The 23,940-nt window shown below is 40.1% G+C and carries 19 protein-coding genes and 25 tRNA genes; 40 read left to right on the top strand and 4 right to left on the bottom strand.

Features of this window, described 5'->3' with window-relative positions; all coding sequences use genetic code 11:
• Positions 1–7 precede the first annotated feature (7 nt).
• The 32 genes from DMI82_RS04255 (at position 8) to DMI82_RS04405 (ending at position 10,448) form a co-directional block, all read left to right on the top strand.
• Positions 8–1,354 (top strand): hypothetical protein, encoded by a 1,347-nt coding sequence (locus DMI82_RS04255; protein ID WP_110102589.1) that lies wholly within the window; start codon positions 8–10, stop codon positions 1,352–1,354.
• A 16-nt stretch (positions 1,355–1,370) separates the two neighbouring features.
• Entirely contained in the window at positions 1,371–2,576 is a 1,206-nt protein-coding gene (locus tag DMI82_RS04260; protein WP_110102590.1) for a hypothetical protein, read from the top strand.
• Between the two features lie 17 nt (positions 2,577–2,593).
• On the top strand, positions 2,594–3,673 hold the full coding sequence (locus DMI82_RS04265) for a hypothetical protein (RefSeq protein WP_110102591.1): 1,080 nt from the start codon (positions 2,594–2,596) through the stop codon (positions 3,671–3,673).
• Positions 3,674–3,777: 104 nt separating this feature from the next.
• A complete protein-coding gene (locus DMI82_RS04270) occupies positions 3,778–4,587 on the top strand; it encodes a hypothetical protein (protein WP_110102592.1) in 810 nt (269 codons plus the stop codon).
• Between the two features lie 9 nt (positions 4,588–4,596).
• Entirely contained in the window at positions 4,597–5,079 is a 483-nt protein-coding gene (locus DMI82_RS04275) for a hypothetical protein (RefSeq protein WP_110102593.1), read from the top strand.
• A 673-nt stretch (positions 5,080–5,752) separates the two neighbouring features.
• A tRNA-Phe gene (locus DMI82_RS04280) sits at positions 5,753–5,825 on the top strand.
• 132 nt (positions 5,826–5,957) lie between these two features.
• Entirely contained in the window at positions 5,958–6,164 is a 207-nt protein-coding gene (locus tag DMI82_RS04285) for a hypothetical protein (RefSeq protein WP_110102594.1), read from the top strand.
• 36 nt (positions 6,165–6,200) lie between these two features.
• Positions 6,201–6,273 (top strand) — tRNA-Ala (locus DMI82_RS04290).
• A 64-nt stretch (positions 6,274–6,337) separates the two neighbouring features.
• A tRNA-Asn gene (locus tag DMI82_RS04295) sits at positions 6,338–6,410 on the top strand.
• A 317-nt stretch (positions 6,411–6,727) separates the two neighbouring features.
• Positions 6,728–6,799: transfer RNA gene (locus tag DMI82_RS04300), tRNA-Lys, on the top strand.
• A gap of 23 nt (positions 6,800–6,822) precedes the next feature.
• Positions 6,823–6,896, top strand: a tRNA-Lys gene (locus DMI82_RS04305).
• A gap of 369 nt (positions 6,897–7,265) precedes the next feature.
• Positions 7,266–7,350: transfer RNA gene (locus DMI82_RS04310), tRNA-Tyr, on the top strand.
• Positions 7,351–7,431: 81 nt separating this feature from the next.
• A tRNA-Asp gene (locus DMI82_RS04315) sits at positions 7,432–7,505 on the top strand.
• 93 nt (positions 7,506–7,598) lie between these two features.
• A tRNA-Pro gene (locus DMI82_RS04320) sits at positions 7,599–7,672 on the top strand.
• Between the two features lies 1 nt (position 7,673).
• Positions 7,674–7,747, top strand: a tRNA-Met gene (locus tag DMI82_RS04325).
• Positions 7,748–7,753: 6 nt separating this feature from the next.
• Positions 7,754–7,826: transfer RNA gene (locus DMI82_RS04330), tRNA-Val, on the top strand.
• Between the two features lie 4 nt (positions 7,827–7,830).
• Positions 7,831–7,906 (top strand) — tRNA-Glu (locus DMI82_RS04335).
• A gap of 4 nt (positions 7,907–7,910) precedes the next feature.
• Positions 7,911–7,983: transfer RNA gene (locus tag DMI82_RS04340), tRNA-Thr, on the top strand.
• A gap of 308 nt (positions 7,984–8,291) precedes the next feature.
• Positions 8,292–8,363, top strand: a tRNA-Gly gene (locus tag DMI82_RS04345).
• Positions 8,364–8,417: 54 nt separating this feature from the next.
• Positions 8,418–8,645, top strand: a complete 228-nt coding sequence (locus DMI82_RS04350; RefSeq protein WP_110102595.1) for a hypothetical protein — start codon at positions 8,418–8,420, stop codon at positions 8,643–8,645.
• Positions 8,644–8,715 (top strand) — tRNA-Trp (locus DMI82_RS19710). The genes DMI82_RS04350 and DMI82_RS19710 overlap by 2 nt, the downstream gene beginning before the upstream one ends.
• Positions 8,716–8,806: 91 nt before the next feature.
• Positions 8,807–8,879: transfer RNA gene (locus DMI82_RS04355), tRNA-Gln, on the top strand.
• A 23-nt stretch (positions 8,880–8,902) separates the two neighbouring features.
• A tRNA-Ser gene (locus tag DMI82_RS04360) sits at positions 8,903–8,986 on the top strand.
• A 5-nt stretch (positions 8,987–8,991) separates the two neighbouring features.
• Positions 8,992–9,067, top strand: a tRNA-Arg gene (locus DMI82_RS04365).
• A gap of 571 nt (positions 9,068–9,638) precedes the next feature.
• Positions 9,639–9,726 (top strand) — tRNA-Ser (locus tag DMI82_RS04370).
• A gap of 72 nt (positions 9,727–9,798) precedes the next feature.
• Positions 9,799–9,871, top strand: a tRNA-Cys gene (locus tag DMI82_RS04375).
• 4 nt (positions 9,872–9,875) lie between these two features.
• Positions 9,876–9,948 (top strand) — tRNA-Thr (locus DMI82_RS04380).
• 1 nt (position 9,949) lies between these two features.
• A tRNA-Ile gene (locus tag DMI82_RS04385) sits at positions 9,950–10,022 on the top strand.
• Positions 10,023–10,026: 4 nt separating this feature from the next.
• Positions 10,027–10,097 (top strand) — tRNA-Gln (locus DMI82_RS04390).
• Positions 10,098–10,185: 88 nt separating this feature from the next.
• Positions 10,186–10,274: transfer RNA gene (locus DMI82_RS04395), tRNA-Leu, on the top strand.
• A gap of 4 nt (positions 10,275–10,278) precedes the next feature.
• A tRNA-Leu gene (locus DMI82_RS04400) sits at positions 10,279–10,361 on the top strand.
• 5 nt (positions 10,362–10,366) lie between these two features.
• A tRNA-Leu gene (locus DMI82_RS04405) sits at positions 10,367–10,448 on the top strand.
• 77 nt (positions 10,449–10,525) lie between these two features.
• Here the strand turns inward: DMI82_RS04405 and DMI82_RS04410 are convergent.
• From DMI82_RS04410 to DMI82_RS04425, 4 genes are all read right to left on the bottom strand, one after another.
• Complete coding sequence (locus DMI82_RS04410; RefSeq protein ID WP_110102596.1) at positions 10,526–11,710, bottom strand: zinc ribbon domain-containing protein; 1,185 nt, start codon at positions 11,708–11,710, stop codon at positions 10,526–10,528.
• A 98-nt stretch (positions 11,711–11,808) separates the two neighbouring features.
• Positions 11,809–12,129, bottom strand: coding sequence for a hypothetical protein (locus tag DMI82_RS04415; protein ID WP_110102597.1), 321 nt, complete (start codon positions 12,127–12,129; stop codon positions 11,809–11,811).
• A gap of 1 nt (position 12,130) precedes the next feature.
• Positions 12,131–12,553 (bottom strand): DUF3232 domain-containing protein, encoded by a 423-nt coding sequence (locus tag DMI82_RS04420; protein WP_158526423.1) that lies wholly within the window; start codon positions 12,551–12,553, stop codon positions 12,131–12,133.
• Between the two features lie 147 nt (positions 12,554–12,700).
• Positions 12,701–13,783 carry a hypothetical protein gene (locus tag DMI82_RS04425; RefSeq protein WP_110102599.1) on the bottom strand — a complete coding sequence of 361 codons (1,083 nt, stop codon included), beginning with the start codon at positions 13,781–13,783 and terminating at the stop codon, positions 12,701–12,703.
• A 177-nt stretch (positions 13,784–13,960) separates the two neighbouring features.
• On the opposite strand from DMI82_RS04425, the gene DMI82_RS04430 reads away from it, so the two are divergent.
• From DMI82_RS04430 to cas3, 8 genes are all read left to right on the top strand, one after another.
• Positions 13,961–14,227: a hypothetical protein gene (locus tag DMI82_RS04430; protein WP_110102600.1), complete on the top strand. Its 267-nt coding sequence runs from the start codon at positions 13,961–13,963 to the stop codon at positions 14,225–14,227.
• Complete coding sequence (locus tag DMI82_RS04435; protein WP_110102601.1) at positions 14,224–14,787, top strand: hypothetical protein; 564 nt, start codon at positions 14,224–14,226, stop codon at positions 14,785–14,787. Before DMI82_RS04430 ends, DMI82_RS04435 begins: the two co-directional genes overlap by 4 nt.
• Positions 14,788–15,084: 297 nt before the next feature.
• Positions 15,085–16,839 (top strand): type I-E CRISPR-associated protein Cse1/CasA, encoded by a 1,755-nt coding sequence (locus DMI82_RS04440; RefSeq protein WP_110102602.1) that lies wholly within the window; start codon positions 15,085–15,087, stop codon positions 16,837–16,839.
• Positions 16,836–17,348 (top strand): hypothetical protein, encoded by a 513-nt coding sequence (locus DMI82_RS04445; RefSeq protein WP_110102603.1) that lies wholly within the window; start codon positions 16,836–16,838, stop codon positions 17,346–17,348. The genes DMI82_RS04440 and DMI82_RS04445 overlap by 4 nt, the downstream gene beginning before the upstream one ends.
• Positions 17,348–18,628, top strand: a complete 1,281-nt coding sequence (locus DMI82_RS04450; protein WP_110102604.1) for a type I-E CRISPR-associated protein Cas7/Cse4/CasC — start codon at positions 17,348–17,350, stop codon at positions 18,626–18,628. The genes DMI82_RS04445 and DMI82_RS04450 overlap by 1 nt, the downstream gene beginning before the upstream one ends.
• Complete coding sequence (gene cas5e / locus DMI82_RS04455; protein WP_110102605.1) at positions 18,615–19,163, top strand: type I-E CRISPR-associated protein Cas5/CasD; 549 nt, start codon at positions 18,615–18,617, stop codon at positions 19,161–19,163. The genes DMI82_RS04450 and cas5e overlap by 14 nt, the downstream gene beginning before the upstream one ends.
• Positions 19,164–19,170: 7 nt before the next feature.
• On the top strand, positions 19,171–19,722 hold the full coding sequence (locus tag DMI82_RS04460) for a type I-E CRISPR-associated protein Cas6/Cse3/CasE (protein WP_278308630.1): 552 nt from the start codon (positions 19,171–19,173) through the stop codon (positions 19,720–19,722).
• A gap of 1,151 nt (positions 19,723–20,873) precedes the next feature.
• The gene (gene cas3 / locus DMI82_RS04465; protein WP_110102607.1) at positions 20,874–23,327 is read left to right on the top strand and encodes a CRISPR-associated helicase Cas3'; all 2,454 of its coding nucleotides are present in this window, start codon (positions 20,874–20,876) and stop codon (positions 23,325–23,327) included.
• Positions 23,328–23,940 lie beyond the last annotated feature (613 nt).

The following is a 23,940-nucleotide window of genomic DNA, read 5'->3' on the forward strand; positions in this document are numbered from 1 at the left end:
ATAAAAGATGTGGGCTTTTCCATTAATAGCGGCAGCTGCAGGAATGAAATATCCTCTTATGTATATCTCGTCGTCATTTCTCGTCAACTGGTACATTGACATTTACACAAATGTTTACGGAATGGACACAACATATGCAGACATCATAGAGAAGTTTAACGGATACTTGAAGCATATGATTAATGATAACCCGGTGGCAAGCGCTTTTACGAATATTATTATTGCGATAGGCCTTGTTATGATGCTGTATTATTTCTTTTCGGATTTGTCCGCAAAGGCTATGGCTAATCAGCTATCAACATTACAGGTTGGAAAGTCATTTTGCACAGCATTAGGTACGGTATTTGTGATTTTTTACAGTAAACAGATTTTTATATTTATGCTGACATTTGTTGAAACGCTAAATGGTGAATTTATCAATTTGCAAAACGGCTCAACGGCGGTAAGCAAAATTCTTGGAAACGAAGTGGTGCAGATTCTGTTAAGCCGATGTGTATATGACCATTTTTCCATTGGGGCTATTATAGGATATACGTTGTCAGCATTGTTGCTTGTTCTGGCAAGTCTTGCAACAAGATTGTATGTCACATATTTTGCGGTAACAAGGATTATCCAGTTGTTTGTGTACTATGTTTTTGCTCCAATAGGAGTGGCGGACATTTTTGAAAATGACATTGGAGGAACGATTAACTTTCAAAGCAGTGGCTTTAGATACATAAAAACTATGTTTGCAATCATGCTGCAACTGGTAGTGGTAACAATTATCTGTCAAGTATACCCAATGATTTTGACTACAATAAATACGGGATATTTTGTTGACCAGGGTGACTCAACCTTAAAGGTTGACGGAAGCAGTGTAAGTATAGAAGATAATTATGCGGCGGCTATGATTAAAAATAATACGGCTGTCTTATATCCAATAAATAATTTTGAATATACAGACCATAAGGCCAGTATTGTCGAAGTTGTATGGGAAGGGGCTAATGATATTAAAAACGCATTAAAAGCCGTTGGAGCTGTTGTAAAAGGCGATGATGTGGAGATTGATTCCGAAAATAAAAAAGAAAAGCTAAAGGACAGCGAAAAATACAAATTGGTTGGTGCAGATGGAATAATAAAAAATACGGGTCGTGATGTTGGCTCTATAAAGAGTGAAGCAGAAGATAAGGCAAAAGAGATTTTAAAAAATAAAAAATACAGAATGACCATTGAGTCCACAGAACGATTCTTCAAGTGGTGTATAGGTGCAGACGGTGGAAAGATGGTTTTATTTGTTATTTTGCTCATAACGAAGGTTTTAATGATACATTCATCGGCCAAACTCTGCAGCTACATTACAAATACAAATATATAAAGGGGGGTGTTGAGTAGTGGACCATTTTATAGCAAGTATGTATCTGCTTATTTACAATAGCATGTATTCACTTGATGGAATACAGAAGATTTTAACAACATACAGCGATGCGATTTCAGATACGTTAGCAGACGGAGGCCCAATGCATTCCGTATATGTGCAGCTGAGGGTAATCGCGCTTGGGATGCTGGCGGTCTATTTCGTCATTTCTTTTGGAACACGTATGGCAGGAATGGAGACCTCTCCAAAGGTTATTTTTAAAACACTCATTCAATATTTTGTAGGTTTTGTGCTCGCTATGTATTCGTTTGAAATAGTCAGGCTTTTGTTTTGGCTTGGTGATTCTATGACTTCGCTGCTGATAAAGAATACAGCGACTGTTGCGTCACTATCAAGCTATACAACAGCATTTGAGGAAAGTATTGACGATATAGGGCTTATTAAAGAAATACAGTATATGTTTAATGGTTTAATTCCATATGTTGCCTGTTTGGCTACTGATGTCGCAATTATATATGTGGTTGTAACCCGTGTGCTTAGGATATGCGTATGCGCTGCAGCGTCTCCAATCGCTATTGCAAACTGCTTTGAAGGCTCTCGCAGGTCTGACGCTGCAAGGTTTTTGAAGAAGACATTTGCAATGTCTCTTCAATGCTCCGTTATCATGCTGATAGTATTGGCTGTAACTAATATCGCAGGGTATATGACATCAGGAGATGTTTATAGTGATGCCGGGCAGACCAGTCAGACCATAGAAGATGCGAAGAAGGATATGATTAATTCCCAAAAAAGGAACAAATCAAAGCTTAAAAAGGATGTAGCTGCAGCGGTTGATAAGCTTGGATATAGCGCATTTGACAATGTGCAGTCGGCGAATGGCTTGACACTAAAGTCAGATATTGCTACAGCCAAAAGAAAATTGTCAAATCCACATAGAGTGACAAAAGATATGGAAGAAGAGTACAAAAATTATGAAAAGACCTTAGGAATACAAGTGTTCGCAAGGACAAGTAATAAAGCGAACGCCTCTTATAAATACAGCAAAAAAGGATATGCAAAAATCGCAAATGAATATAAAACATTTGAAAAAGATAAAACCATAGCCTTTATGGACACGCTAATAGGAGGGCCTAAGCTTATTTATTTCTTATTGCTTTGTATGATAAAGATAGGCCTGATAAAGCAGTCAATGTCGTTATGTAATACGATAGTCGGTGTATAATGTAGGGGGGTGATAATGTGAATAGTTTGTTGGCCACATTTTTAGTACAAGTATACAGATTTCTTTATAAACCAAGTGACATCGCGAAGATATTTAACGATTATAATTCGTATGTCAACGTTTTATATCAACAAGACTGGTTTTCAACAATGTGTTCCGCGATGTCTATCCTTGGCGTTGGACTATTAACAGTCGGATTCTTAGTCTCCCTTGGAGACAAGGCATCAGCCGGAGATTTTACACTGCATAATTTCTTTGTCCACTTTTTGAAGTTTTTTATGCTTTACGTTATATTAATGAACATTTCGACTATCTTCCAATTGATGTTAGATTTTACATCGGCAGTATTTAATGATATGAATAAAGAACTTACTGGTTCCATCATTGCTAACGAAATAAAAGGTGTGGATAAGGATAAGCTGCAAAATGGCTTGGCGGCGTTTGGATTGACGTCAAGGGTTGGGATGTTGATGTCAATAGTGGTACCATATTTCGTCTCTGTCGTTTTTTACAGTATTCTTTATTTCTTTGCGACATCGAGAATTATGGAATTGGTCATTCGTATTTCAGCGGCACCATTGGTTGCAGGCGTCTCATTTTTCGGGAAAGGAGCAAATACAGATATTGTCAGATACATAAAGCGTTCAATGGGAATCATGTTTCAGATAGTCGTGATTCTGGTGATTAGTGCAAGCGTAACTTTTATCCATAACTCAATTATCGTTGACGGAAGGATTTCAAATAGCACGAGTGGAAAAGTTGAAAACCCAGCAACTTACCTAGAACATACGACTACGGGAAAACGAGAGATTGAGATAAGAAGCCTTAACGTCGATATGGAGACAGATGAAAATGGAAAAGTGACAAAAATTAATAAAGTGACAGAGACCGGAAGAAAGGACGAAGAGGTCAAGTCCCAGGAGGAACAAACCGGAACACTTGTAAATATGAAAGAAGCATATCCAAAAAGTGATATCGAAAAATTTGTAAATTCACTGACTACACCTTCGAATCTGTTTACGGGAGTAGGAATTATGCTTGCTGCTCTGTTTATGCTGTTTAAAAGCAGAGAAATCAGCATGAGGATGTTTAATTAATTTGAAAAAACGCGTAGCCTTTACGCGTTTTTTTTGCATATTAATATGGAGCGGGAAATCCCCGACTATCGATAACTGAACTCGTTAAAAAAAAAGGAGGAAAAATGATTACAGACAAAAACGGAAAAGAAGTTAAACTTAATGATATACTTGATTTTTTAGTCGGAACAGATGATGATGACATGGCAAAATCGGTAATAGATTTTGGCTTATATCCAATCAATGAAGATAAGACTATTGGCGCCCCATATAAGTATCTGGTGGCAGTTGAGGCTATCGTTACATATGTATCATTCATGGGGCCATTTACGATGATGGAGCTGGATTTCAGGAATGCAGACGTATTATTAATTAATCAGGTAATGAAGATTGTAGAACAATTCCACTCTGACATTAATGGCGAAAATTTGCTGATGCTTTCCAGTATCACATCGTTAGACAGAAACGCGTCTCATATTTTGTCGCTTATGAACCCTTTAGTATGCGTGAGAGGATACTCTGAAAGTGGTAAAGGCTCTACATTGCTTCAGATGATTTATGCTACAGAGAATGTCGGATTCAGTCCGTTTGAGGTTGACTTTGCAAAAGTTGAAGCCGACATCGAAAGAGAGATGAATGAGCTTGTCGCTGCACAGGTTACCGCAGAATCAATGGAAGCAGCGGATGAGGAAATTGATGATTCTAATAATGAAATGATGAAAGAGATGTTCACTCCGGACTTTGGATTAAGAACAGAAGATGAGAAGAAACAGGATGCCATGGATGGCGTCAGGGCTTCTTATGGAAGCGAAAGGGAATCCGCAAAGATTGAAGCGAGAAAGAATGCCAGAATCGGAAATGCGGAAAAGTCTAAACTGAAAGATGTAAAAACCACAGATAAGGATAAAGATGATATTCCGGAAAACAGAGTATAAGGGGAAAATATGAAAAAAAAGAAAAGTATGATTCAAATTACAAAAGTTTTAACAACTGGGGCCTTGGCGCTTGCCTTGGCACCAGGGCTTATGCCGGTTCATATGGTCACAGCGGAAACTGTCACAGAAACGGTTAAAGAAGTAAATTCTACAGATAAAGAAAATGAAAAAAGGACCAAAAAAGCGGATGCTTCTGCTGACTCAGGCGAAAATGCAGGCGAAGAATCCAAAGACAGTACTACGGCTGAAGATATTACTTCAGGTTCAGTTGATGAAAGTGAAGACATCCAGCCTAGTTCTGACGCCTCCGCTGATTCCGCTGATGACATGTCCTCTGTGAAGGAAGACTCGGCTGTACCAACTGAGGAAGAGGAAAAAACGAAAGAAAAAAAATGGTATCACGTGTCAATTATTGATGTTGCAGCACAGCTTACATTTGCGTTCGTTGTCGCGCTAATTGGTTATGGCATTTTTGTCAGGTCAAAAAAATAAATTTAAAAAAATGCTTGACACATTGTTATAACTGTGCTATAATACATAACATAGATAAGAGAAGTGCCTGTCTCTTATTTGATGAAGTAACAGCGAAAACCAAGCTGTGCACGCGTGCTATCAGACGATATGTTGAATATCGCAAGCATGCGCTTTCGTCAAATAAGCGATGGGCACTTTGCTTTAAAAAAAATGTTATATTTTTTGAAAAATTCTGCATATTGAATATAACAAAAAATCTAAAAAATAAGGAGAGAATAACCGCTATGTTAAAACAGAGACTTTATAATGCGAAATCAAATAATGAATCTAAGCAGTATGCCACAACAGGCATGCCTTGGTCAGTATGCGATTTTACATGGTCAGTCTATAGTTTTAATGATTGTGGAGAACAAAAATACGCGTGGAGTAAGCGACGGTTGAAGTGTTGAAATTTTGATTATACGCAGGGATTGCGTTATATATGATGGATTTTACAATACTTAGACCGTTTGCTGGAAACATATCCAGGCAGGCGGTTTTTCTTTTATTCCGGAACAGGCACCCGGGGTGATGTTTAAGCCGCAGCCTGGTAAGAATTTTTCTTACTGATGCTGACGGAACAGGCACTCGGATGCTGAAAAAAGAAAAAAATGAGAAAAATATGAAAACGCGATTTTACACCGTCTAATTTGGACGGTTAGCTCAGACGGAAGAGCGGCAGGTTGAAGCCCTGCGCGTCAGAGGTTCGATTCCTCTACCGTCCACTTGGTCTTGTCTGGTTCTTGGCTGAACGCAGAGACCAAAAAATAATCCGCAAAAAATTTCGCATTTTTGAAAACTCTGGCATACTGTAAGTGTAAAGAAAAAAATACACGAGAAGAGAAAAGGAGAAAAAAATGAAAGAAACTACATGTTGGAAATGCGATATTTGCGGGACAGAATACAAAGACAAAAAGAAATGCGAGCAGTGTGAGGCTGGACACAAGAAAAAAGGAAAGATTGTTAAGATGAGACATCTTCCGTATACATCTTACCCGTCCGGATATCCGGATAAGATTACCGTTAAGTTTGAAAACGGGGTTGAAAAGGTGTATAGCATGTAAGTTAAATATGCCGGCAGGAAGGCTGCCGGCGAATATGGGGCATTAGTCGCAATGGGGCGACGTCTGTTTTGCAAGCAGGAGGCGGCGGGTTCGATTCCCGTATGCTCCATTTGGCATATAGCCTTGGCTGTATGCGATTGACGGGTGAAGGTTTTTTGCTCGTAAAGAAATATTGACGTGTAGCTCAGCAGGTAGAGCGCTTGGCCGTTAACCAAGATGTCGCGGGTTCAAGTCCCGCCGCGCCAGCTGATGTCTTCAAGGTGAATACCGGAGACGTCTAAAAAGAACACATGAAATAAAAATTTAAAGCGTTATGTAGATATGTAGCACGGTCGGCTGTTATTGGAAGCCGCAAAGCGGCTGTAATCTGGTAACGACTCCGGCGAAGCCGGGGAGTTATCAGCCGAAGGGTTTGCGGGTTCAAGTCCCGCCGCATCAGCTGATGTTCCCGATATAAATGTCGGGAACATACAAAAAAAAGAAAGATAAACAGGAGGATTGAAAATAATGAGAAAAACCAAACGAAAACAGAAGGCGAAATGCCGAAAACAGAATATCAATTTGCGTCTGTAGCCAAGCGGTATGGCAGCGGGCTTTTAACCCGTATATCGCGTGTTCGAATCACGTCAGGCGCATTGCAGGATAAATCCTGGAAATCGCCTGTATAGCTTAGTCTGGTAGAGCAGGAAACTCTTAATTTCAAGGTCCAGAGTTCAAATCTCTGTGCAGGCAGTGTACATGAGGACAAAAGCGAGGTGAAGCATATGATGACAAAAAACAGAGAAAAAGTGTATAACCGGTCTTGGTATAGAAGAGAATGCAAAGTGAATATGCGGTCAAGACGGAAGGAATACAACAGAAAAGTCAGACATGCAAAAGTAACCGAAGATTCTTGTTCGAGAGGGTACAACAAAAATTTGATGAGGCTGGTCTGGGAGACGATTAGCTGAAAAAGGATTGGAAAAATATTTTAAAAATATTTTGGATTTTTCGTCCGATTGAGAAAAAATCTAGCATATTAAATATGTGAAAGAAAAAAGGAGATGAAGTAATAATGGAAGTTGATTATCACTATTGCAATACTAAATGGAAACATATTTAGGGTAGGTATGCAAAATGGCTGAAGCAAGCGGTCTGTAAAACCGTCACACTAGAAACATTGTGAGTTCGAATCTCACCCTGCCCATTCGGCTTACGCTTTGTTGCAAAAAGAATGCGGGTACATATTTGCGGATATATACTTGAAGCGCAAGCTGGCATATGTAATGGCCTCATAGGATAACTGGTTATTCCGCAGCCCTGTCACGGCTGAGATTCCGGGTTCAAGCCCCGGTGGGGTCGCTTGACCGATAAGGTCACAGCGTATGATGACAACATTCGCTTTTCTTGCAGGTTCGTCACCTGCAATATTGCGGCAGCGTGTCTGCTGCATATACCGGATTAGCTCAGTTTGGTAGAGCGCCTGGTTTGGGACCAGGAGGCCGTGAGTTCGATTCTCGTATCCGGTACTGCGGGATAGAGCAGTTGGATAGCTCACGGGGTTCATACCCCCGGTGTCGTCGGTTCAAGTCCGTCTCCCGCAATTCTTTGTCAGATTAACTCAGCTGGGAGAGTGCCGTTCTTACAAATCGGAAGTCGCAGGTTCAAGTCCTGCATCTGACATTTTGGCGGCTTGGTCTAAAGGTTATGACACTGCCCTTTCACGGCAGTAATGCATCAGGGTTCAAGTCCCGCAGCCGTCACTTCGCTGGCATAGCACAATTGGCAGTGCGCATCACTTGTAATGATGAGGTTATCGGTTCGATTCCGATTGTCAGCTCTTGCTGAAAAGCAAAAAGAATACATAAAACCTTCGTCAAAAATATCCATCATGAATTCTGTGGGATTCTACGGTAGTCCGAGCGGGGAGAAATTGGTTCAGCGTAAGGATATACGAGACCAGTACAGTTACCGGTGAGGCAGCAGGTTTATGCGAAGGTCACCTGCAAAAATGCAAGTATGTGACGCATCTAACGTTGTTGGATGTGGGCGCGGAAAGCGGCAGCATGTAAGACTATATCGGTATGCGAATTTTTAAGCATAAGCCGTCTACGTGGCGGCTGCCGGTATAGCGGCGCTAATATATATGCATCCTTGGTCTAACGGATATGACCCCGGTCTTCCAAACCGGTGGCGCCGGTTCAACTCCGGCAGGATGCTTAAAAATTGGAAAATTATGGGTATAGGGGTGGGCAATTATTTTAAAATTCTTGAATGTTGAAAGAAAGGAGAAAAATAGCGATAAAAAAATCTAACAAAAAATATGCAAAAGTTTGCGGCTGCGATGAGTATGGCAGAGAAGCCTGGCTGATGGTCAGCCAGCATAAAGATTCAGACAACATTGAAATTCTATCGTCAGAAGAAGGTAGCCCTGTGGTATATACTAAATCACAGATAAGTGAACTGATTAAAGAATTGAAAAAAATAGTTAAAAATATGTAGGCGCGTGGTGTTAATGGTAGCATGTCGGTCTCCAAAACCGAAGATGGGTGTTCAACTCACTCCGTGTCTGTTTGGCAATGTACGCGAGAGCATGGGATAGCGTTTAAACCTGCAAATCTGTGATTTCACAGGGCGAAAAAGGGCATTGCCGGAAAATATATTGGGCTGTCGCCAAGCGGTAAGGCACAGCACTTTGACTGCTGCATCACGTCAGTTCGAATCTGACCAGCCCAGTTTCTTTAATGTTTTTTATATTTGCCGTCTTGGTGCAGAATGGTATTGCAGCGGTCTTGAAAACCGTGGTCCGGAAGGGCATGGGGGTTCGAATCCCTCAGACGGCGTTTAAATTCGCATAGCTTAAATGGATAGAGCACACGGCTACGAACCGTGGTTTTGTGGGAGTTCGAGTCTCTCTGCGAATGTTTTGCCGCATTAGGATATAAAGCGGGAATCCTCGGCAATTAAATTACCGAGATGAAAGCGACTAATAAATAAAAGTATCGCTTGCGTTTTTTTTAAAAAAATATATCCAAACAAGCAAATTTTTCAGCATATTATATATGAGCATAAAAGAGACGTTCTCTTACCTTAAGAATAGGTTGCTCATTACAATATAAAGCAGCGACCTGAAGCAAGTATGCAAAAAAGAAATAGTCTCTGACTGTTACACCTTCTGTTTAAAACTTCAGGTCCATAGGAGCCTCGTCGTGTCCTGCTGTGGCATGTCTGCAGCCGGGCCTCTGTCCAGGGATATTTCTGGTGCATACGCTTGCATATGCGTTGGTTGTATTTCTCGCAGATAAAAGTAGTTGTTAGTTTACCTGGGTGTCTTCGGATGCTAGGTGATTCAATTGCCGAGAGGTTCACGTCCCGGGTTCAAGTCCTGAATGCGGTGTTGCAGATGTAAAACAGTGTTCTAGTCAGTATAGCTTTGGCAGTCGGTTCAATTCCGTCAGCGGGTAGCTCCTGCGAAAATTTTTGCATCTGCTCTTTGGAGTGTTGGCAGAGCAGGCTAATTGCACTGGATTGCTAATCCAGCGTCGCGTATCGCGGCACAAAGGTTCAAATCCTTTACACTCCGTTTTGCAATATTGATGACTCGGTGAATTTACGTTCACCTTCGCCAGACACGTGCGGGAATCTCCCGCCCGATGATGACGTCGCCAAGTGGTTTAAGGCAGCAGACTGCAACTCTGCCACCGTGAGTCCGAATCTCACCGTCATCTTAATGCCGGCATGGCGCAGTTGGTAGCGCAACTGATTCGTAATCAGTAGGTCGCTGGTTCAAGTCCAGCTGTCGGCTCTCGGATGTATCTCAGATGGTAGAGTATGTGCCTGATATGCACATTGTCGAGCGTTCAAGTCGCTCCGTCCGAATTTCAGCCGATTGGTGTAGTGGTAGCACGCCAGACTCTGACTCTGGAGATATAGGTCCGATTCCTGTATTGGCTGTTAAAAATATAAGAAAAAAAAGAGGTAAAAATAATGAAACGATTAGATAGCCTGCGAGGAGCAGGTGATAAGGAAAAAAATTAAGTTTGCACCAGTGGCGGAACAGGCAGACGCATTGGACTTAAAATCCAAAGAAGTTTAATTATCTTCGTGAGAGTTCAAGTCTCTCCTGGCGCATTTTCGCAGTGTGTCGGAATTCGGAAGACGAGGTTGACTCAAAATCAATTGCTGAAAAGCGTGCAAGTTCAAATCTTGTCACTGCGATTTATGTCCATATGGCGGAATTGGCAGACGCGCATGATTTAGGCTCATGTGCTGAAAGGCGTGAGAGTTCAAGTCTCTCTATGGACACTATGTTAAACAGCTAGTAAAATCTGGCTGTTTCTTTTGTTAAAAAGCCCAGCAATTTTCTTGCTGGGCTTGTGTTTTTATTCATCTACATTGGAATTTGAAACAAATCCAGAGCTGGCCTCATTTTTATTCGGAATTTCGGCATATCCGAGTTTATTGAGTTTGAGCTTAACGTTTTTGCCTTTTTTTAATTTTTTCCACTCAGAATATTTCATTGTATACTCTTTTGTTACATCTTTATTTTTTTTGTTTTTATATGTAATAATGACAGAATATCTCTCTGTTTTTATTCCAGTCTTTTGCTTGCTACCAAGTTTAGGCTTCGACCAATAAGGTTTTTGGTCATTTCCAGCCGACACTGCGTGGTCTACAGTTTGCCATCTATCTATTTCATAATAATACTTTGTAGCATATACCGGTTCTTGTCGGTAAACAGGTTCCTGGTGCGTTTCCGTATAAGTTTCGTTACGGTAAACGGGTGTGTAGTAAGCATGTTTCTCAAAATAACCATTGCCAAGGTCCTTGTAAGACGTATGAGCCTCGTTATGGTCAAATACCGGTCTGGTTTTTGTTTCTGTAACTGTTTTGTAATGGTCTATAATCGGTTGGTATTCTTTAATTTCAGATTGCGTATATTGCAGCCGTGCATCAGATGGCAAGGACCAATCACTTTCATTGCATGTGATAAATTCTTCAATTCCGATGCTGCGTTCCCATTTAAAGTCGTTTACAGTCACTTCTTTTAGGTTTGGAATAAAAAGCGAAACAATAAAGGCAATGATAAGTCCAATTCCTGTGAGTCCAAGCAAACCGGCAATGACTGCTTTAAGATTAAAGCCGCTTCCGGCATTAGAAGAATAACTTTGAGTGCTAAAAGATGATTCTTCGTAATTCTTTGTGTTTTCTTCGGTATCGCCTACTGTATTTCTGCCCGAATAATGAGAATCGTTTTTTGCTTTTTCACCCTGTTCCTGCCGCATTTCAAAATAGTTCTTTTCAGAATCGTCTTTTGTTGCGTTGCAGTTACGGCAATTATTATCAGTATCCTTATTTAAGCTGCCACAGAAACTACATTGCCAGTCTGGGTTGCGGCTGATTTTTGAAGCCTCTTCCTCCGGAACATAAGTAATAGCATCCGGAAGATAAAACTTCGTATTTTCATCCTGCGGATGTCCGCAATGAGGACAGTTTTTGAGACTTGCTTTAATCTTTTTTGAGCCGCAATATGGACAATCCCAAAGTCCTTCCACTAATTTTCCCATAAATTTTCTCCTTTCTTGTTTGTAAAACATTTACAAAATCAATATGCAGAAAGACAAAAATATAAAATAAATAAAAAAGGATACCAAAAAACAGTATCCTAAATAAATTCATCTCGTCGTTTATAGAATTCTTTATAAAACGCTTTAGCTTCTTCAAGATTCTTCAGCATGATTGCCATATCCTCAATAGAAACGGCAGGAATTAAAAACTGCGGATTGCCGGTTTCCAAAAATTTAATGGTAATTCCAAAGACCGGGTCTTTTGGTTTTACTACGATGTGTTTTTCAATTCCATCGTCTGAAATTTTAAGGATTTGGCCATATCCGTAATATTCTTTTGTCGTCAGAAATTTGCTTTTCTTTTCTGTAACAAATTTGATATTGTTTGACATGTTTTTGTTCTCTCTTTCTGTCTGCATTTTAATCTCTTTCCGGTTCAGCATCAACAGTTTGCTCAGGATGTACCATCGAAAGGTTGCGGCCTGTACGGTCATCAAACATTTCAACTGTAGCATCCCTGCAAAAGTCAGCAATCGCATATCGGTCGTTGATGTCTCCGGAAAAGATTTTTTCAACGCCTTCCATTTCTGCAAAACGGTTCAGACGCTTAACGCCAATTATTGCGCGTTCGTGGTGCGCCCTGCGGTTGTGGTCAAGTTTTTCAATTCGGTCACGCAGTTCCTGACCTTCATAATTAATGCGAATAATTGGGAGAGCTGTTTCCATCATGTGCACTGCATACACATATTCGCCAAGAGCTCTCGTGTCGCTTTCTATGATATCCAGCATATCGCGGTCATTTTTGCATACGTTAACGAGATTTAAGAATTTTTCTTTAATCAATTTTTTCACCGTCCTTTTTGTTTTGTCGGCTATAATATGCAGGTTTTGGAAAAATTCTAAAAAGCAAGCAGTTAACATATGCAAAAAAAAACATAAAAAACCACCCGGAAGAATTAATCTTCCGGGTGTACTTATGTATCGTGTTCTTTAATCCTTGTTTATCTCCGCAAATCCGTCCACCTCAATCTTAAGCTTTATTTCTTCGCCTTTTTCCAATTCATTCCACTCAGAAAAAGCCATCTCGTATTTTTCCGTTTCTGTTTCGTCTTTCTTTTTCTGATATGTGGCTGTTACAAAATAATGCTCATTTTTATCACCGGTCCGCTGGCCGTCTTTAAGCTTTGGTTTCGGCCAGGATGGATTCTGACCATGTCCGGAACTTTTTGCGGTGTCTGTGACAGTCCACCGGTCAATCTCGTAATAGTATTTCGTAGCATACACGGGTTCCTGTCGGTAGACGGGTTTTTGTACATTCTCGGTGTATGTTTCCGTCGTGTATACAGGAACATTTTTGGTATGCTCTTCAAAATATCCGTTGCCGAGGTTTTTGTAAGAGCTGCGTTTTTCGTAGTGGTCTATTACTCTTCTAGTTCGGGTCTCTGTTACGGTTTTGTAATGGTCTAGAACGTCTTTGTATGTCTTGACTTCATTTCGGGTATATTGCAGCCGCGCGCCATCTGGAAGTGTCCATCCGCTTTCGTCATAAGTGACGATTTCTTCAACGTCAATCGTTCTTTGCCATTCAAAATCATCAATCGTGACGTTCCTGACCTTTGGCGAGAAACAGGATACCAATCCAAAAATAACAAATGCGATTGCTGCAAAGGCTCCGATAAGAAGCAATATGCTTTTCAGAAAAGATTTTCTTGGTTTTTCTGACTCGCTTCTTTGAGAAGGTGCTTTTTGCTCTTCTTTTTTACGTTTCTTTTCCTCTTCCTGCTTCCGCATTTCAAAATAGTTTCGTTCAGATTCCTCTTTTGTAGCGCCGCAGTTTACGCATGAATCCAGGTTATCGCTGTTAAGGCTGCCGCAGAAAGAACACTGCCAGTCCGGATTGCGGCTGATTTTTTCTGCTTTTTCTTCAGGTACATATTCTACAGTATCGGGCATATAAAATTTTGTGCTTTCGTCCTGTGGATGTCCACAATTTGGGCATGTTTTTTGCCCTGCCCTGATTCGTTTGTTGTCGCAGAATGGGCAGTCCCAAAGCCCTTCAACAAGTTTTCCCATAAGAGCATCTCCTTTCGTAGGTAATATTTGTTAATTACATTATATATTTAAGATGCTTAAAAAACATAGTCTTGAAACGCCTTCTCTGATTTTTTTTTGTTCTTCTATTCTTCGGCATATTAAATCAATACAGAAGCAAGTAAATGCATCGGAAAGAGAGAAGGAAGGTGATGCTGAATGAGTTTATTTGGTAATTTTGGTTGTATGGAATGTAATCATATTTATGAATTTAAGTGTGATTTTGATGCTTACCTGTGCGGAGTTGGAAGAGTGCAGGTTGGAAAAGGCGCTGTCTGTGAATGTAGGAGCAATGGTAGCCTGTATTTTCTGAATTCCAAGAACTACCTGCCATATGAGGCGGTGCAGCTAATTGCAGCAAATCCTGTTGAATATCTGAATGATATCACGGCTATGTTACAGGACATCAGAAAGGAGAAAAAATGAAAGACAAGTTTTCAGAATGGCTAAAGAAAATTCAAAAAGTACATCCAAAAGCAGATGCAGAGGTATTGCGATTCATTTACGATTTTTCAGTAAAGCAGGGATATGGCGAAGCAGAAGAGGTATTATATCAGCAGTTCGCAAGTGGATACTGCTATTATTTCGCATGCATGCTGAAAGCAGCATTTAACCGTGGAGAAATATGCTGGGCGGCTCCGTTCGGTCACATTGTATGGATGGACGAGAACAGTGTTCCATACGATATTTCAGGTGTTAATGAATCTGAAACAGATGATTACATTCCGGAATATATGATGGGCAACACAATCAATGATTTCAAACATATTAGCGGAAGAGAATATGACACACCAAAATGGCAAATTGAGCAGATGATTTCGGAATGGCATGACATTAAGTCAGAAGAATTCGGCGGTAATGTAACAAAGATAAAGACGAAAGAAGAGGCACAAAAATATTTAAAGTCATATATCGTATTTGAGGTGGATTACAATGGCGCGTATGCTAAAAAGCGGAAGTATCTGAGAAAAAAATTTGGGATTTAAAAATTGCAGTCTCTCGGTAGAGAGGCTGTTTTTTTTGTGTGTACAAAAAAAAGCTCTCTGCTGTAGCAAAGAACTTGTTTTTTTGAAGTTATATGGCTGGGCGGTGTATCCAGCATCTCAGGTACTCCAAATGGAGTGTGTCGGGAACCATTTCCGACCTCATACGACATATATAGTATCGCATATTATACGTGATATGTCCATATCTATAGAAACTTATAAAAAAATCGCAAAAAATTCTCTACATATCAAAAATTCAAGCATATTAAATACAGAACATCGGAAAGGAGAAAAAAGATGATATTTGATGTGCTAACAGAACCATGGATGGGAGTGATTGATAAAGAAACAGGAGAGGTGCTTAAAGTCGGATTGAGAGATTATATCGTCAACGCTCATATGTATAAATGCAGTGCTGAAAGCAAAGACTTTGCTATTATCAGAAGACTACAGCAGAGATTAGCTGAAGCAGTTGTTATTGATATTTATGGAAGAGCCGTAAACGATGAGCTAATGTCGGTCTTTAATAATGGCCGGTTTGATGCTGACAAAATTGATGCATATTTTGATGAGTGTATAAAAAACGGAACATCATTTGACCTGTTTGATGAAGAAAAGCCATTCATGCAGGTTGATGCAAAAACTGCAGAAAGTGTATTCAAGGAAAATAGTATTACATCAGTTTCTTCAATTAATGCAAAGCAATGTGGGGGAAATAATAAAGTATTTTTTCAGCATGTAGATGTTAATAATTACATTGAAAATATTGGAGGAGTAGATAATAGAGATTCATATTATGATGAAGCACAAATTGACGGGCGACATATTGAACTTGCAAATAGTGTAAAATTTGACGAATATATGAATTTAATTTTAATGGAGAGCTGCATTGCTGGTATGAGAGGTCAGTCATATGTTACAGGACTTATTTGTATTCCAAGTCCTCCTGCCATGTATCATTTTGATGCGGCGGAAGATAAAAGCTTATTTTCAAGTATTTTATTAAACATCGCTAATGATGATTCCGGATGTGATGACGGTATGCCAGTTTGGAAGTGGGATTCATACAACTATGCGGTAAATTCAATGCTGCAAAAGAAGTATCAGGTTCCCCTGCTTGAAGGTATGTTTTTCCCGGTAACTTATCTGCGTCCTGATTACAGCTCTATTGATATGGAAAAGAAGACTATCAAGAGAATTTATAAATCAATAATGCTGTTCAAAGCACCAGATGGTTCCGATATGATGAAAATAGCAAGACAATCCTGGCTGATAAATAAAGAGCCATCGGTTACGGTTATTCTTAAGTCAAAAGACAAAGACGTGATGACCGGTATGGAGTTTACAAATTCAAATGAAGTATGGATGGGGATTAAGGCATATGCAAATATCTTTGGTAACCATTCTGCTCCGCGAGTGCTAAGGAGTTCATTGTATGATGCATTATTTGCAGCAGACTTAAGGCTGAAAGTCAGAAGGGGAGAAGCCGATGGAGATGAGACTGTAAAGACTGAAATGACGGCATACTATGTTTCTAAGGATAGGGGCTCGTTTCTATCACAGGGGAAATATCCGTGTATGCTTCCGGAGTGTATTTTGGATGACCAGTTAACAAAACAGGCTACGGATATGTTTATAGATATGATAGGTATGGAGTATGTACCATATGGAAGTAATAAGAATAAAGCAGGTATTGCAAAACGCTTGCAGCAGAGAATTGGTGATATTGAAACTGCTTTGTCTTCAATTGGAGAACAGCTCTTTACGAAGAATAAATTTGACCTGGTGACCGTTCGGAATACTACGATGAACAGGTATTGGAGATATTGCGAAAATCTATTTAAAAATTTCTTCATTCCGGATATCGATGGTATAAAAAAGTCAGCATACTGTAACCAAGAGGAATACATGGAAGCATTAAGAAGCATAGTAGATAAGTATGTTGATAATGCATCAGGATATGCAAACAGGTTAATATACAGTATTCCGATTCCGAAAGGCAAGAGCATTGCTGTGAGAAAAGCATTAGCAAAGAACGGAGGTAAAAAATGAATTATAAAGAAACCCGCGAACAGGTTGATATGATTCTGGAACGTGTAAAGGCATTGGATAATGCAAAAAAGATACAGCTGCGCCGAGCGTATAATATCAGTTTTGACGAATTGCGAGGATTCCAGCAGATAACGATTAAAAATATCCTGAAAGATACCCCATGGTGTTATGCCGGATATATGAGGGATTTTATCGTTGATATGTGCGGCATATATGTGCAGCAGGAATGCAAAGAAGGAGACCCGTTTGAATATTACCTGCATGAAATATATGATGAGGGTTCTGCGGCAGTACAGCAAAAAATCGGTTATCTCGTTGATGAGGATGAGAAAGCAATCTTAATAAGATACATAAAAAGATATATAAAAATGTGTAAAAAGGGCACTAAAATTGACACAGCAAAACTGATGACGGATATTCTGTGCTGGCCATATTACAACACAAGAAATGAGTGGATTGATGTAATTGCCGGCGTTAAAAAAATTGATAAGAAAAAGGAGAAAAAATAATGAGCAAAAGAATGTTGGTTGAAGTACACGCAGGAAAAAGATATGGCATTTCACGTTTAAACTGTGATGGAGCAGGACAGGTGAAAGATGTAATTATTGATAATGAAAGATACAACAGAATTTCGTCACAGTCAAAGAAAAAAGTATGGCGTGAAAATTTAGAAAAACGCCTGGAGCGATTAAATGGTGACAGCATGGAACATGTATACAGAACCAGAGCAATGAAAGATATCTTTAAAAAAGAATTCTTAAGAAAAGAAGCAGGCTTGTATGCTGAAAATGCTGACGCTATGGCTGAATATATTGTCAAAAGTATTTTGTCCTGCTCTCTGGAGGAAAAAAATGGATTTGATGTTACAAATCAGGTTTTGATTGTCACAAAGTATGACGTTGAAGATATCGTCGAAGTGTTCTGTGATGTCATCAAGACACCCGATGACTGGGAACAAGCCAAGAAAGAGGCAGCAGAAAAGGAAAAAGAAAATGATAAGAAAAAAGGCAGTAAGGCAAAAAACAGTGCGAAGAATTCGGCCTCCCAGAGAATCATTTCAGCATTGAAAGCAAAACTGCCATTAAGAAAATATGGTGTTGAGTGTTCATTGTTTGGCAGAATGGCGACGTCTGGTGTAATGGAAACTGTTGAAAGTGCTATGTGTGTTAATCATAGTTATTCATTAGGGAAAGCCACACTGGACAGCGATTACTATATCGTTGTTGATAACTATCTGTCAGCAATGGCAAGCGAAACTGAAAGTGGACAGAGCGGTGCCGGATACTTGGATGAAAAAGAATTTTCCAGTCATGTGTACTATGAATATGCAAGCATTGATGTGGGGAAATTTTATGACAACCTGACTAAAGGGGTAGACATGTCAGATGAAAAGAATGTACAGCGTATTAAGACCGTGATTATTGAGGCTGTCAAGTGTGTGGTTAATGATATTGCTACATCTGCTCCGAGCGGCGGCCAAAATTCGTTTGCGTCACGTCCTGACCCGGTTGGTGTATATATTACAATCAAGGAAGACGGAGAAGGACGTACGGCTGATACATACTGTATTAAAGAAATGGTTAAAAATGGAAGTGCAGCCGCTAAGACTGAAGCTGATAAGTTCCTGAATGCTATGAACGAATTTACAAGCGGAGATTTTGCAGATGACTCGGATTACCTGGCAAGAATTTACACCGGAGAATCTCCGGAAATGTTAGATGGTGCTGAGCATATGTCATGGAAAGAAGCTGTTAAAAAAGTAGGGGATATTATTGATGAAAAATTCTAAAAAATTAAAGCTGGTCTGTTCCGCCATGCTCCAGTCATGGCGAATCAGAAGCCTTGGGCCATCTCAGAGATACACTGAGCTGGCTCCAACGAAAAGCGGTATCATAGGAATGATTGCCTGTGCATTAGGGTACGAGAGGAACGATAAAAGGATTGATGTCTTGGCAAATTCCACAGAGCTGTATCTTGATGTTAAAAATTCCGGGTCAATGCTGGAATCGGCAACCATTAATTCAATTGATACGCTGATTGATTACCAGACAGTAATGGATAAAGAAAAGGGAATGCCAACGGCAAATGGCGGCCGTTTGTATTCAGCAACGCTGATTGATAAAGAATATCTTGTCTGCCGCAGGTTTGTGCTATATCTGATTTCCGATGAGGAAACACTAAATAAAATCCAGGCGGCATTAAAGGCTCCTGTATGGCAGTATTATCTCGGAAGCAAATGCTGCATTCCGGCAGAACCTGTCAGCCAGGGAATTTCAGGGATTAAGGAGGGCGAAATTAATGATTATCAGCACATTCGAGTGTAAAAGCTTTATGCAGAATTCAGATATCATACATAAAATTATTCAATCAATGTTTCACTGTAACCGTGCATACCATAATGTCCTGTATATGGTAATTGGAAAAAATCTGATAATACAGTCTGACATTGAACCGTATGAAATCCCAGACTCATTACGATTAATGAATTCAAGGAACTGTGATGGTATGGCCGCTAACATTAATGCCGGTGACGTTGTTAAAATTTTCGCTATGTATGAACCAACAAAAAAACAGGCCAGAATTGGAAAGCGGTCATCAAATATCCTGATTGCAGATGAAAACGACAGAAAAGAATGGGTAAAAAGAAAATTTATAAATGCCGGCAATGTGATTGCTATTAATGAATTGTCAAAAAATAAACGCCAGGTCACCAAAAGTTGCGGTGATTCTCATCCGGTAAGCGTATTCGGATACGAATTCCTGCTGCGTGTCAGCGATGCGAACGCATTACGGAACCTGATTAAAAATGGAGTGGGCCGGTCTAAATCATACGGAGCCGGAATGTCTCTTGTGATGGGAGTTGAAAAGCAAAAAATCATTTAAAAAAATGAAAATGCGGCGGATTTTTCGGCATATTGAAGATGTGGATGAGGCAAGAACAACATTTGTGCAAATTGCACAACGAAGTGTTTGAGACGGCTGAAAGCCGCATAAACACTAAGTGTCTGCCTCTCGCAGGAGGGGATGAATCGACCATTGTAGCCTGCGGCCGACCGGTTCTGATGTCTGCCCCTCGTATGAGGGGATGAATCATTAGATTAGGATATAAAGCGGGAATCCTCGGCAATTAAATTACCGAGATAAAAGCGACTAATAAATAAAAGTATCGCTTGCGATTTTTTAAAAAAATATATCCAAACAAGCAAATTTTTCAGCATATTATATATGAGCATAAAAGAGACGTTCTCTTACCTTAAGAATAGGTTGCTCATTACAATATAAAGCAGCGGCCTGAAGCAAGTATGCAGAAAAGAAATAGTCTCTGACTGTTGCACCTTCTGTTTAAAGCTTCAGGCCCATAGGAGCCTCGCCGTGTCCTGTTGTGGCATGTCTGCAGCCGGGCCTCTGTCCAGGGATATTTCTGGTGCATACGCTTGCATATGCGTTGGTTGTATTTCTCGCAGATAAAAGTAGTTGTTTTACCTGGGTGTCTTCGGATGCTCGGTGATTCAATTGCCGAGAGGTTCACGAGGAAACATGAGTGTGCCACTCGTCTGCCCCTCGTATGAGGGGATGAATCTATATATGACCAAAAAAATAAAACAAAAAAAAGTCTGTCCCTCGCAGGAGGGGATGAATCCGCGTTGGTTATCGGGTATGATGCATATAAAGCCGTCTGCTCCTCGCAGGAGGGGATGAATCGTTGCTTCGTCAATAAGCGTATCCAGTTCATCAGTCTGCCCCTCGCAGGAGGGGATGAATCGATTGGAAACCGGGACGAACACTTGCCGCTCAAGTCTGTCCCTCACAGGAGGGGGTGAATCGGGCAGTAAAATCAATTATACGGCTATTACAGGCGTCTGCCCCTCGTATGAGGGGATGAATCGAACCGGAGCGTCAGCATCTCATACCAGGACAAGTCTGCCCTTCGTATGAGGGGATTGCTCGGCAAACAAACTTTCATCCGAATTGTATGAAATGTCTGCCCCTCTCCGGAGGGGATATAACGTTATTTTTTTTTCGGAGGAACAATAATGGACATAACAAACATATGGGCAAAAACAGCCCCAAAAAAATCTTTAATCAATCACATGCTGGAGACCGGAATAGTCGCAGAGTGCCTGACTGATACGAATGGTATTTACTATCCGGTGCTGAACAGGCTGTCTGAAATAACTGGTTGTGATAGTGATACGTTGTTAGCAAAAATCATGTTTATATGTGCCATTCACGACATAGGAAAAACACACCCGACATTTCAAGGCCGTGATGAGGAAACGCTGGAAATATTAAAACATGAGGGCTTAAATCAAGTGTCATTTGACACTCGGTTTAGACATGAACAGTATGGTGCGAATATCTTTGACAAATTGAGCGCTGAAGATGTTGATATAAAAAATTCAGATATTATATCTCAAATTATCAGGATGCATCACCAAAAAGAACAGAAAAAAAATTCTGATATTGATATTATAAAAATTGATGATAAAGAAAAGGCAAAAAAATGGATGCATATCCAGAATGAGATTTATGATTATATAAAGAATGTTTTTCAATTTGACAATCTAAATTTGATAAACAAAAATATCAGCAAGTCAGAACTGTTTGTAGTACAAAATGCAATCTTAGGTATAATGATTACCTCGGATTGGATAGCATCAAACAACTACGTGTTCGACAATCAATCGTATGAAAATATAGACGAATTTTTGAAATCAAGAAAGATTCAGGCGCTGAAATTCCTGAACAATGAGGGGATGATACGGCAGCAAATTCCAGTGATGCAGGATTTCAGGAGTGCATTTGGATTCAATGGAAGACCGGTACAAAATGATATTGAAAAAATTGTACATAAAAATGACATTAAATGTATGCTGATTGAATCCGATTGCGGTTCTGGAAAAACCGAGGCGGCGTTGTATGCAGCCGCCGTTCTGGGCAATCGTTCTGGGTTATCTGGAATATATATGGGGCTACCGACCGGCGTTTCTGCAGAAGCGATTCAAGACCGTGTGGATGAATTTTTAACTTCACACGGTATGCGAAACACGAAGCTGTATACGTCAAAATCAATGCTATTAAGGGAGCCAGATAAAAAGCCTGTATGGACGGATATGTCTCGTCAGAGATTATTGGCATCATCTGCTGTTGGTACGGTTGACCAGGTAATGACTGCTGCCAGGCTGGTGAGGTTTGAGAGTGTCCGAATGGATGGTTTGGCGTCAAAGGTGCTGATTATTGACGAAATTCACGCGTATGACGCATATATGCTTGCCGTGATAAAGGATTTGCTGAAGATATGTAAAGAACTTGGTGTTCCAGTCATTATGTTGTCGGCTACATTACCAATATCTACAAAAAAAGATTTGCTGGGCGCGCTTGGCAATGGAGATATAGAATTGCATAACGGATACCCGGTGATATCGTATGTTACAAAAGATGGAAGTGTGCATGAGCACGTATCACACCAATATATGCCTGATAAAAAAATCTCGTGCGAGCTGCTGTCGATATTAAACGACAATGATAAAATTGCACGATATGCAGTTGATGCAGTCAAAGATGGAGGGTGTGAATGCGTGATTATGAATACAGTCGCAGATGCAATCTGCGTATATGACAAAATCAAAAAAAACAAAAAGAATGACTGTAAAATAATTCTATATCATTCCAGAATGACTATAAATGCACGAGATGAGACGAGTCGGAAGATTTTGGCAATGTGTGGTAAAAATAGAACTGAAAGACCTGAACGTGTCATTATTGTTGGAACGCAGGTTTTAGAGCAATCCCTTGATATTGATGTTGATTATATGATAACTGCAATCTGTCCGATTGACTTGTTATTCCAGAGAATAGGACGATATCACAGACATGGGGATGCGGGGACTATCAGGGAACATGTAGTTGTTGCGAATACTGTCCAGGTGTTAATTCCGTCCGATTTGTCCAGTTATGGCGGGACTGAGTATGTTTATAAAAAATGTTATCTTGACGCAACGATTGACGCAATTCGGGAACATAATGGTCATCTATTGATACCGTCAGGTATGCCTGACATGATTAATTATGTATACAGTCATGCCTCAATTGATGTGCGTGTTCGTCAAATTATAGACGAGGCAAATTCAGATAACGGAAATATCAAAATTGAAAACGGGTTTGAAATATACACAAGGAGAAACAACCTGACAGATAAAAACCTGAATGTCCGTTTGTCAAATACCGATGAGGTGATGACTCAAATTGCGATATTGAATGATGCGGAAATTGAAACGTTAGGACAGAGCAGTGAGGCAGACATAGAGTTGTTTAAAGGTCGTGTGGTAGCTGTCAGGGAGTCAAAAGTTAAAAATTTTAAGAATTTCTGCAAGCCTGAAACAGGAATCTTTAAAGATGTACAAATATACACAAAAAATGATTGTGTGAGCGAAGGCAAAGAAATTGTTATAGACGATGAATACGGAATGAGGATTGAAAAAATATAAAAAAATATTTGGAAAAATGGCAAAAAAAATATTTTTTCGGCATATTATATGCAGAGGAAATGATGCGTGACGAGTTGAAAATGGTATTTGTGCAAATTGCACAACGAGGTGTTTAAGGCGGCTGAAAGCCGCATAAACATTGAGTGTCTGCCCCTCGCAAGAGGGGATGAATCGAATGCTACTCCGGGCCAGTTCTACGCATACAGGTCTGCCCCTCGCAAGAGGGGATGAATCGAAGAATGGGATAGGTAATTTTGATAGTACAAAAGTCTGCCCCTCGCAAGAGGGGGATGAATCGAGCGATGAAGAAATTTCAAACATTGCAAATGTGTCTGCTCCTCGTAGGAGGGGATGAATCGAGGGATGCCCTCCCTCTGGTCAGTTCATCCCTGTCTGCCCCTCGTATGAGGGGATGTTTCATTTGGAGTATGTAATCGGTATGACTTGCGAACGTTTGCCTCTCGCAGGAGGGGATGTCTCATGGAAACACTGGAATATGAGATACCTAGTTGAGCCTGCCTCTCACATGAGGGGATGTTTTTATTTTTGCTAATTTGTAACGCAATTTTTTTTCTTCTGTAAAATTCATCATATTATGCTTGTAAAACTAAAA

The organism is Blautia sp. BCRC 81119, from assembly GCF_003184505.1.
GTDB classification, from domain to species: Bacteria; Bacillota; Clostridia; order Lachnospirales; family Lachnospiraceae; genus Blautia_A; species Blautia_A fusiformis.

Bases quoted from the DNA above. Each gene is read 5' to 3' on its own strand.
- DMI82_RS04350 (WP_110102595.1), top strand. From the start codon at position 8,418: ATGTTGAAAGAAAGGAGAAAAATAGCGATAAAAAAATCTAACAAAAAA.
- DMI82_RS04450 (WP_110102604.1), top strand. From the start codon at position 17,348: ATGAGCAAAAGAATGTTGGTTGAAGTACACGCAGGAAAAAGATATGGC.
- DMI82_RS04255 (WP_110102589.1), top strand. From the start codon at position 8: ATGTGGGCTTTTCCATTAATAGCGGCAGCTGCAGGAATGAAATATCCT.
- DMI82_RS04275 (WP_110102593.1), top strand. From the start codon at position 4,597: ATGAAAAAAAAGAAAAGTATGATTCAAATTACAAAAGTTTTAACAACT.
- DMI82_RS04410 (WP_110102596.1), bottom strand. From the start codon at position 11,710: ATGGGAAAATTAGTGGAAGGACTTTGGGATTGTCCATATTGCGGCTCA.
- DMI82_RS04435 (WP_110102601.1), top strand. From the start codon at position 14,224: ATGAAAGACAAGTTTTCAGAATGGCTAAAGAAAATTCAAAAAGTACAT.
- DMI82_RS04460 (WP_278308630.1), top strand. From the start codon at position 19,171: ATGCAGAATTCAGATATCATACATAAAATTATTCAATCAATGTTTCAC.
- DMI82_RS04425 (WP_110102599.1), bottom strand. From the start codon at position 13,783: ATGGGAAAACTTGTTGAAGGGCTTTGGGACTGCCCATTCTGCGACAAC.
- cas5e (WP_110102605.1), top strand. From the start codon at position 18,615: ATGAAAAATTCTAAAAAATTAAAGCTGGTCTGTTCCGCCATGCTCCAG.
- DMI82_RS04440 (WP_110102602.1), top strand. From the start codon at position 15,085: ATGATATTTGATGTGCTAACAGAACCATGGATGGGAGTGATTGATAAA.
- DMI82_RS04445 (WP_110102603.1), top strand. From the start codon at position 16,836: ATGAATTATAAAGAAACCCGCGAACAGGTTGATATGATTCTGGAACGT.
- DMI82_RS04430 (WP_110102600.1), top strand. From the start codon at position 13,961: ATGAGTTTATTTGGTAATTTTGGTTGTATGGAATGTAATCATATTTAT.
- cas3 (WP_110102607.1), top strand. From the start codon at position 20,874: ATGGACATAACAAACATATGGGCAAAAACAGCCCCAAAAAAATCTTTA.
- DMI82_RS04285 (WP_110102594.1), top strand. From the start codon at position 5,958: ATGAAAGAAACTACATGTTGGAAATGCGATATTTGCGGGACAGAATAC.
- DMI82_RS04270 (WP_110102592.1), top strand. From the start codon at position 3,778: ATGATTACAGACAAAAACGGAAAAGAAGTTAAACTTAATGATATACTT.
- DMI82_RS04415 (WP_110102597.1), bottom strand. From the start codon at position 12,129: ATGCAGACAGAAAGAGAGAACAAAAACATGTCAAACAATATCAAATTT.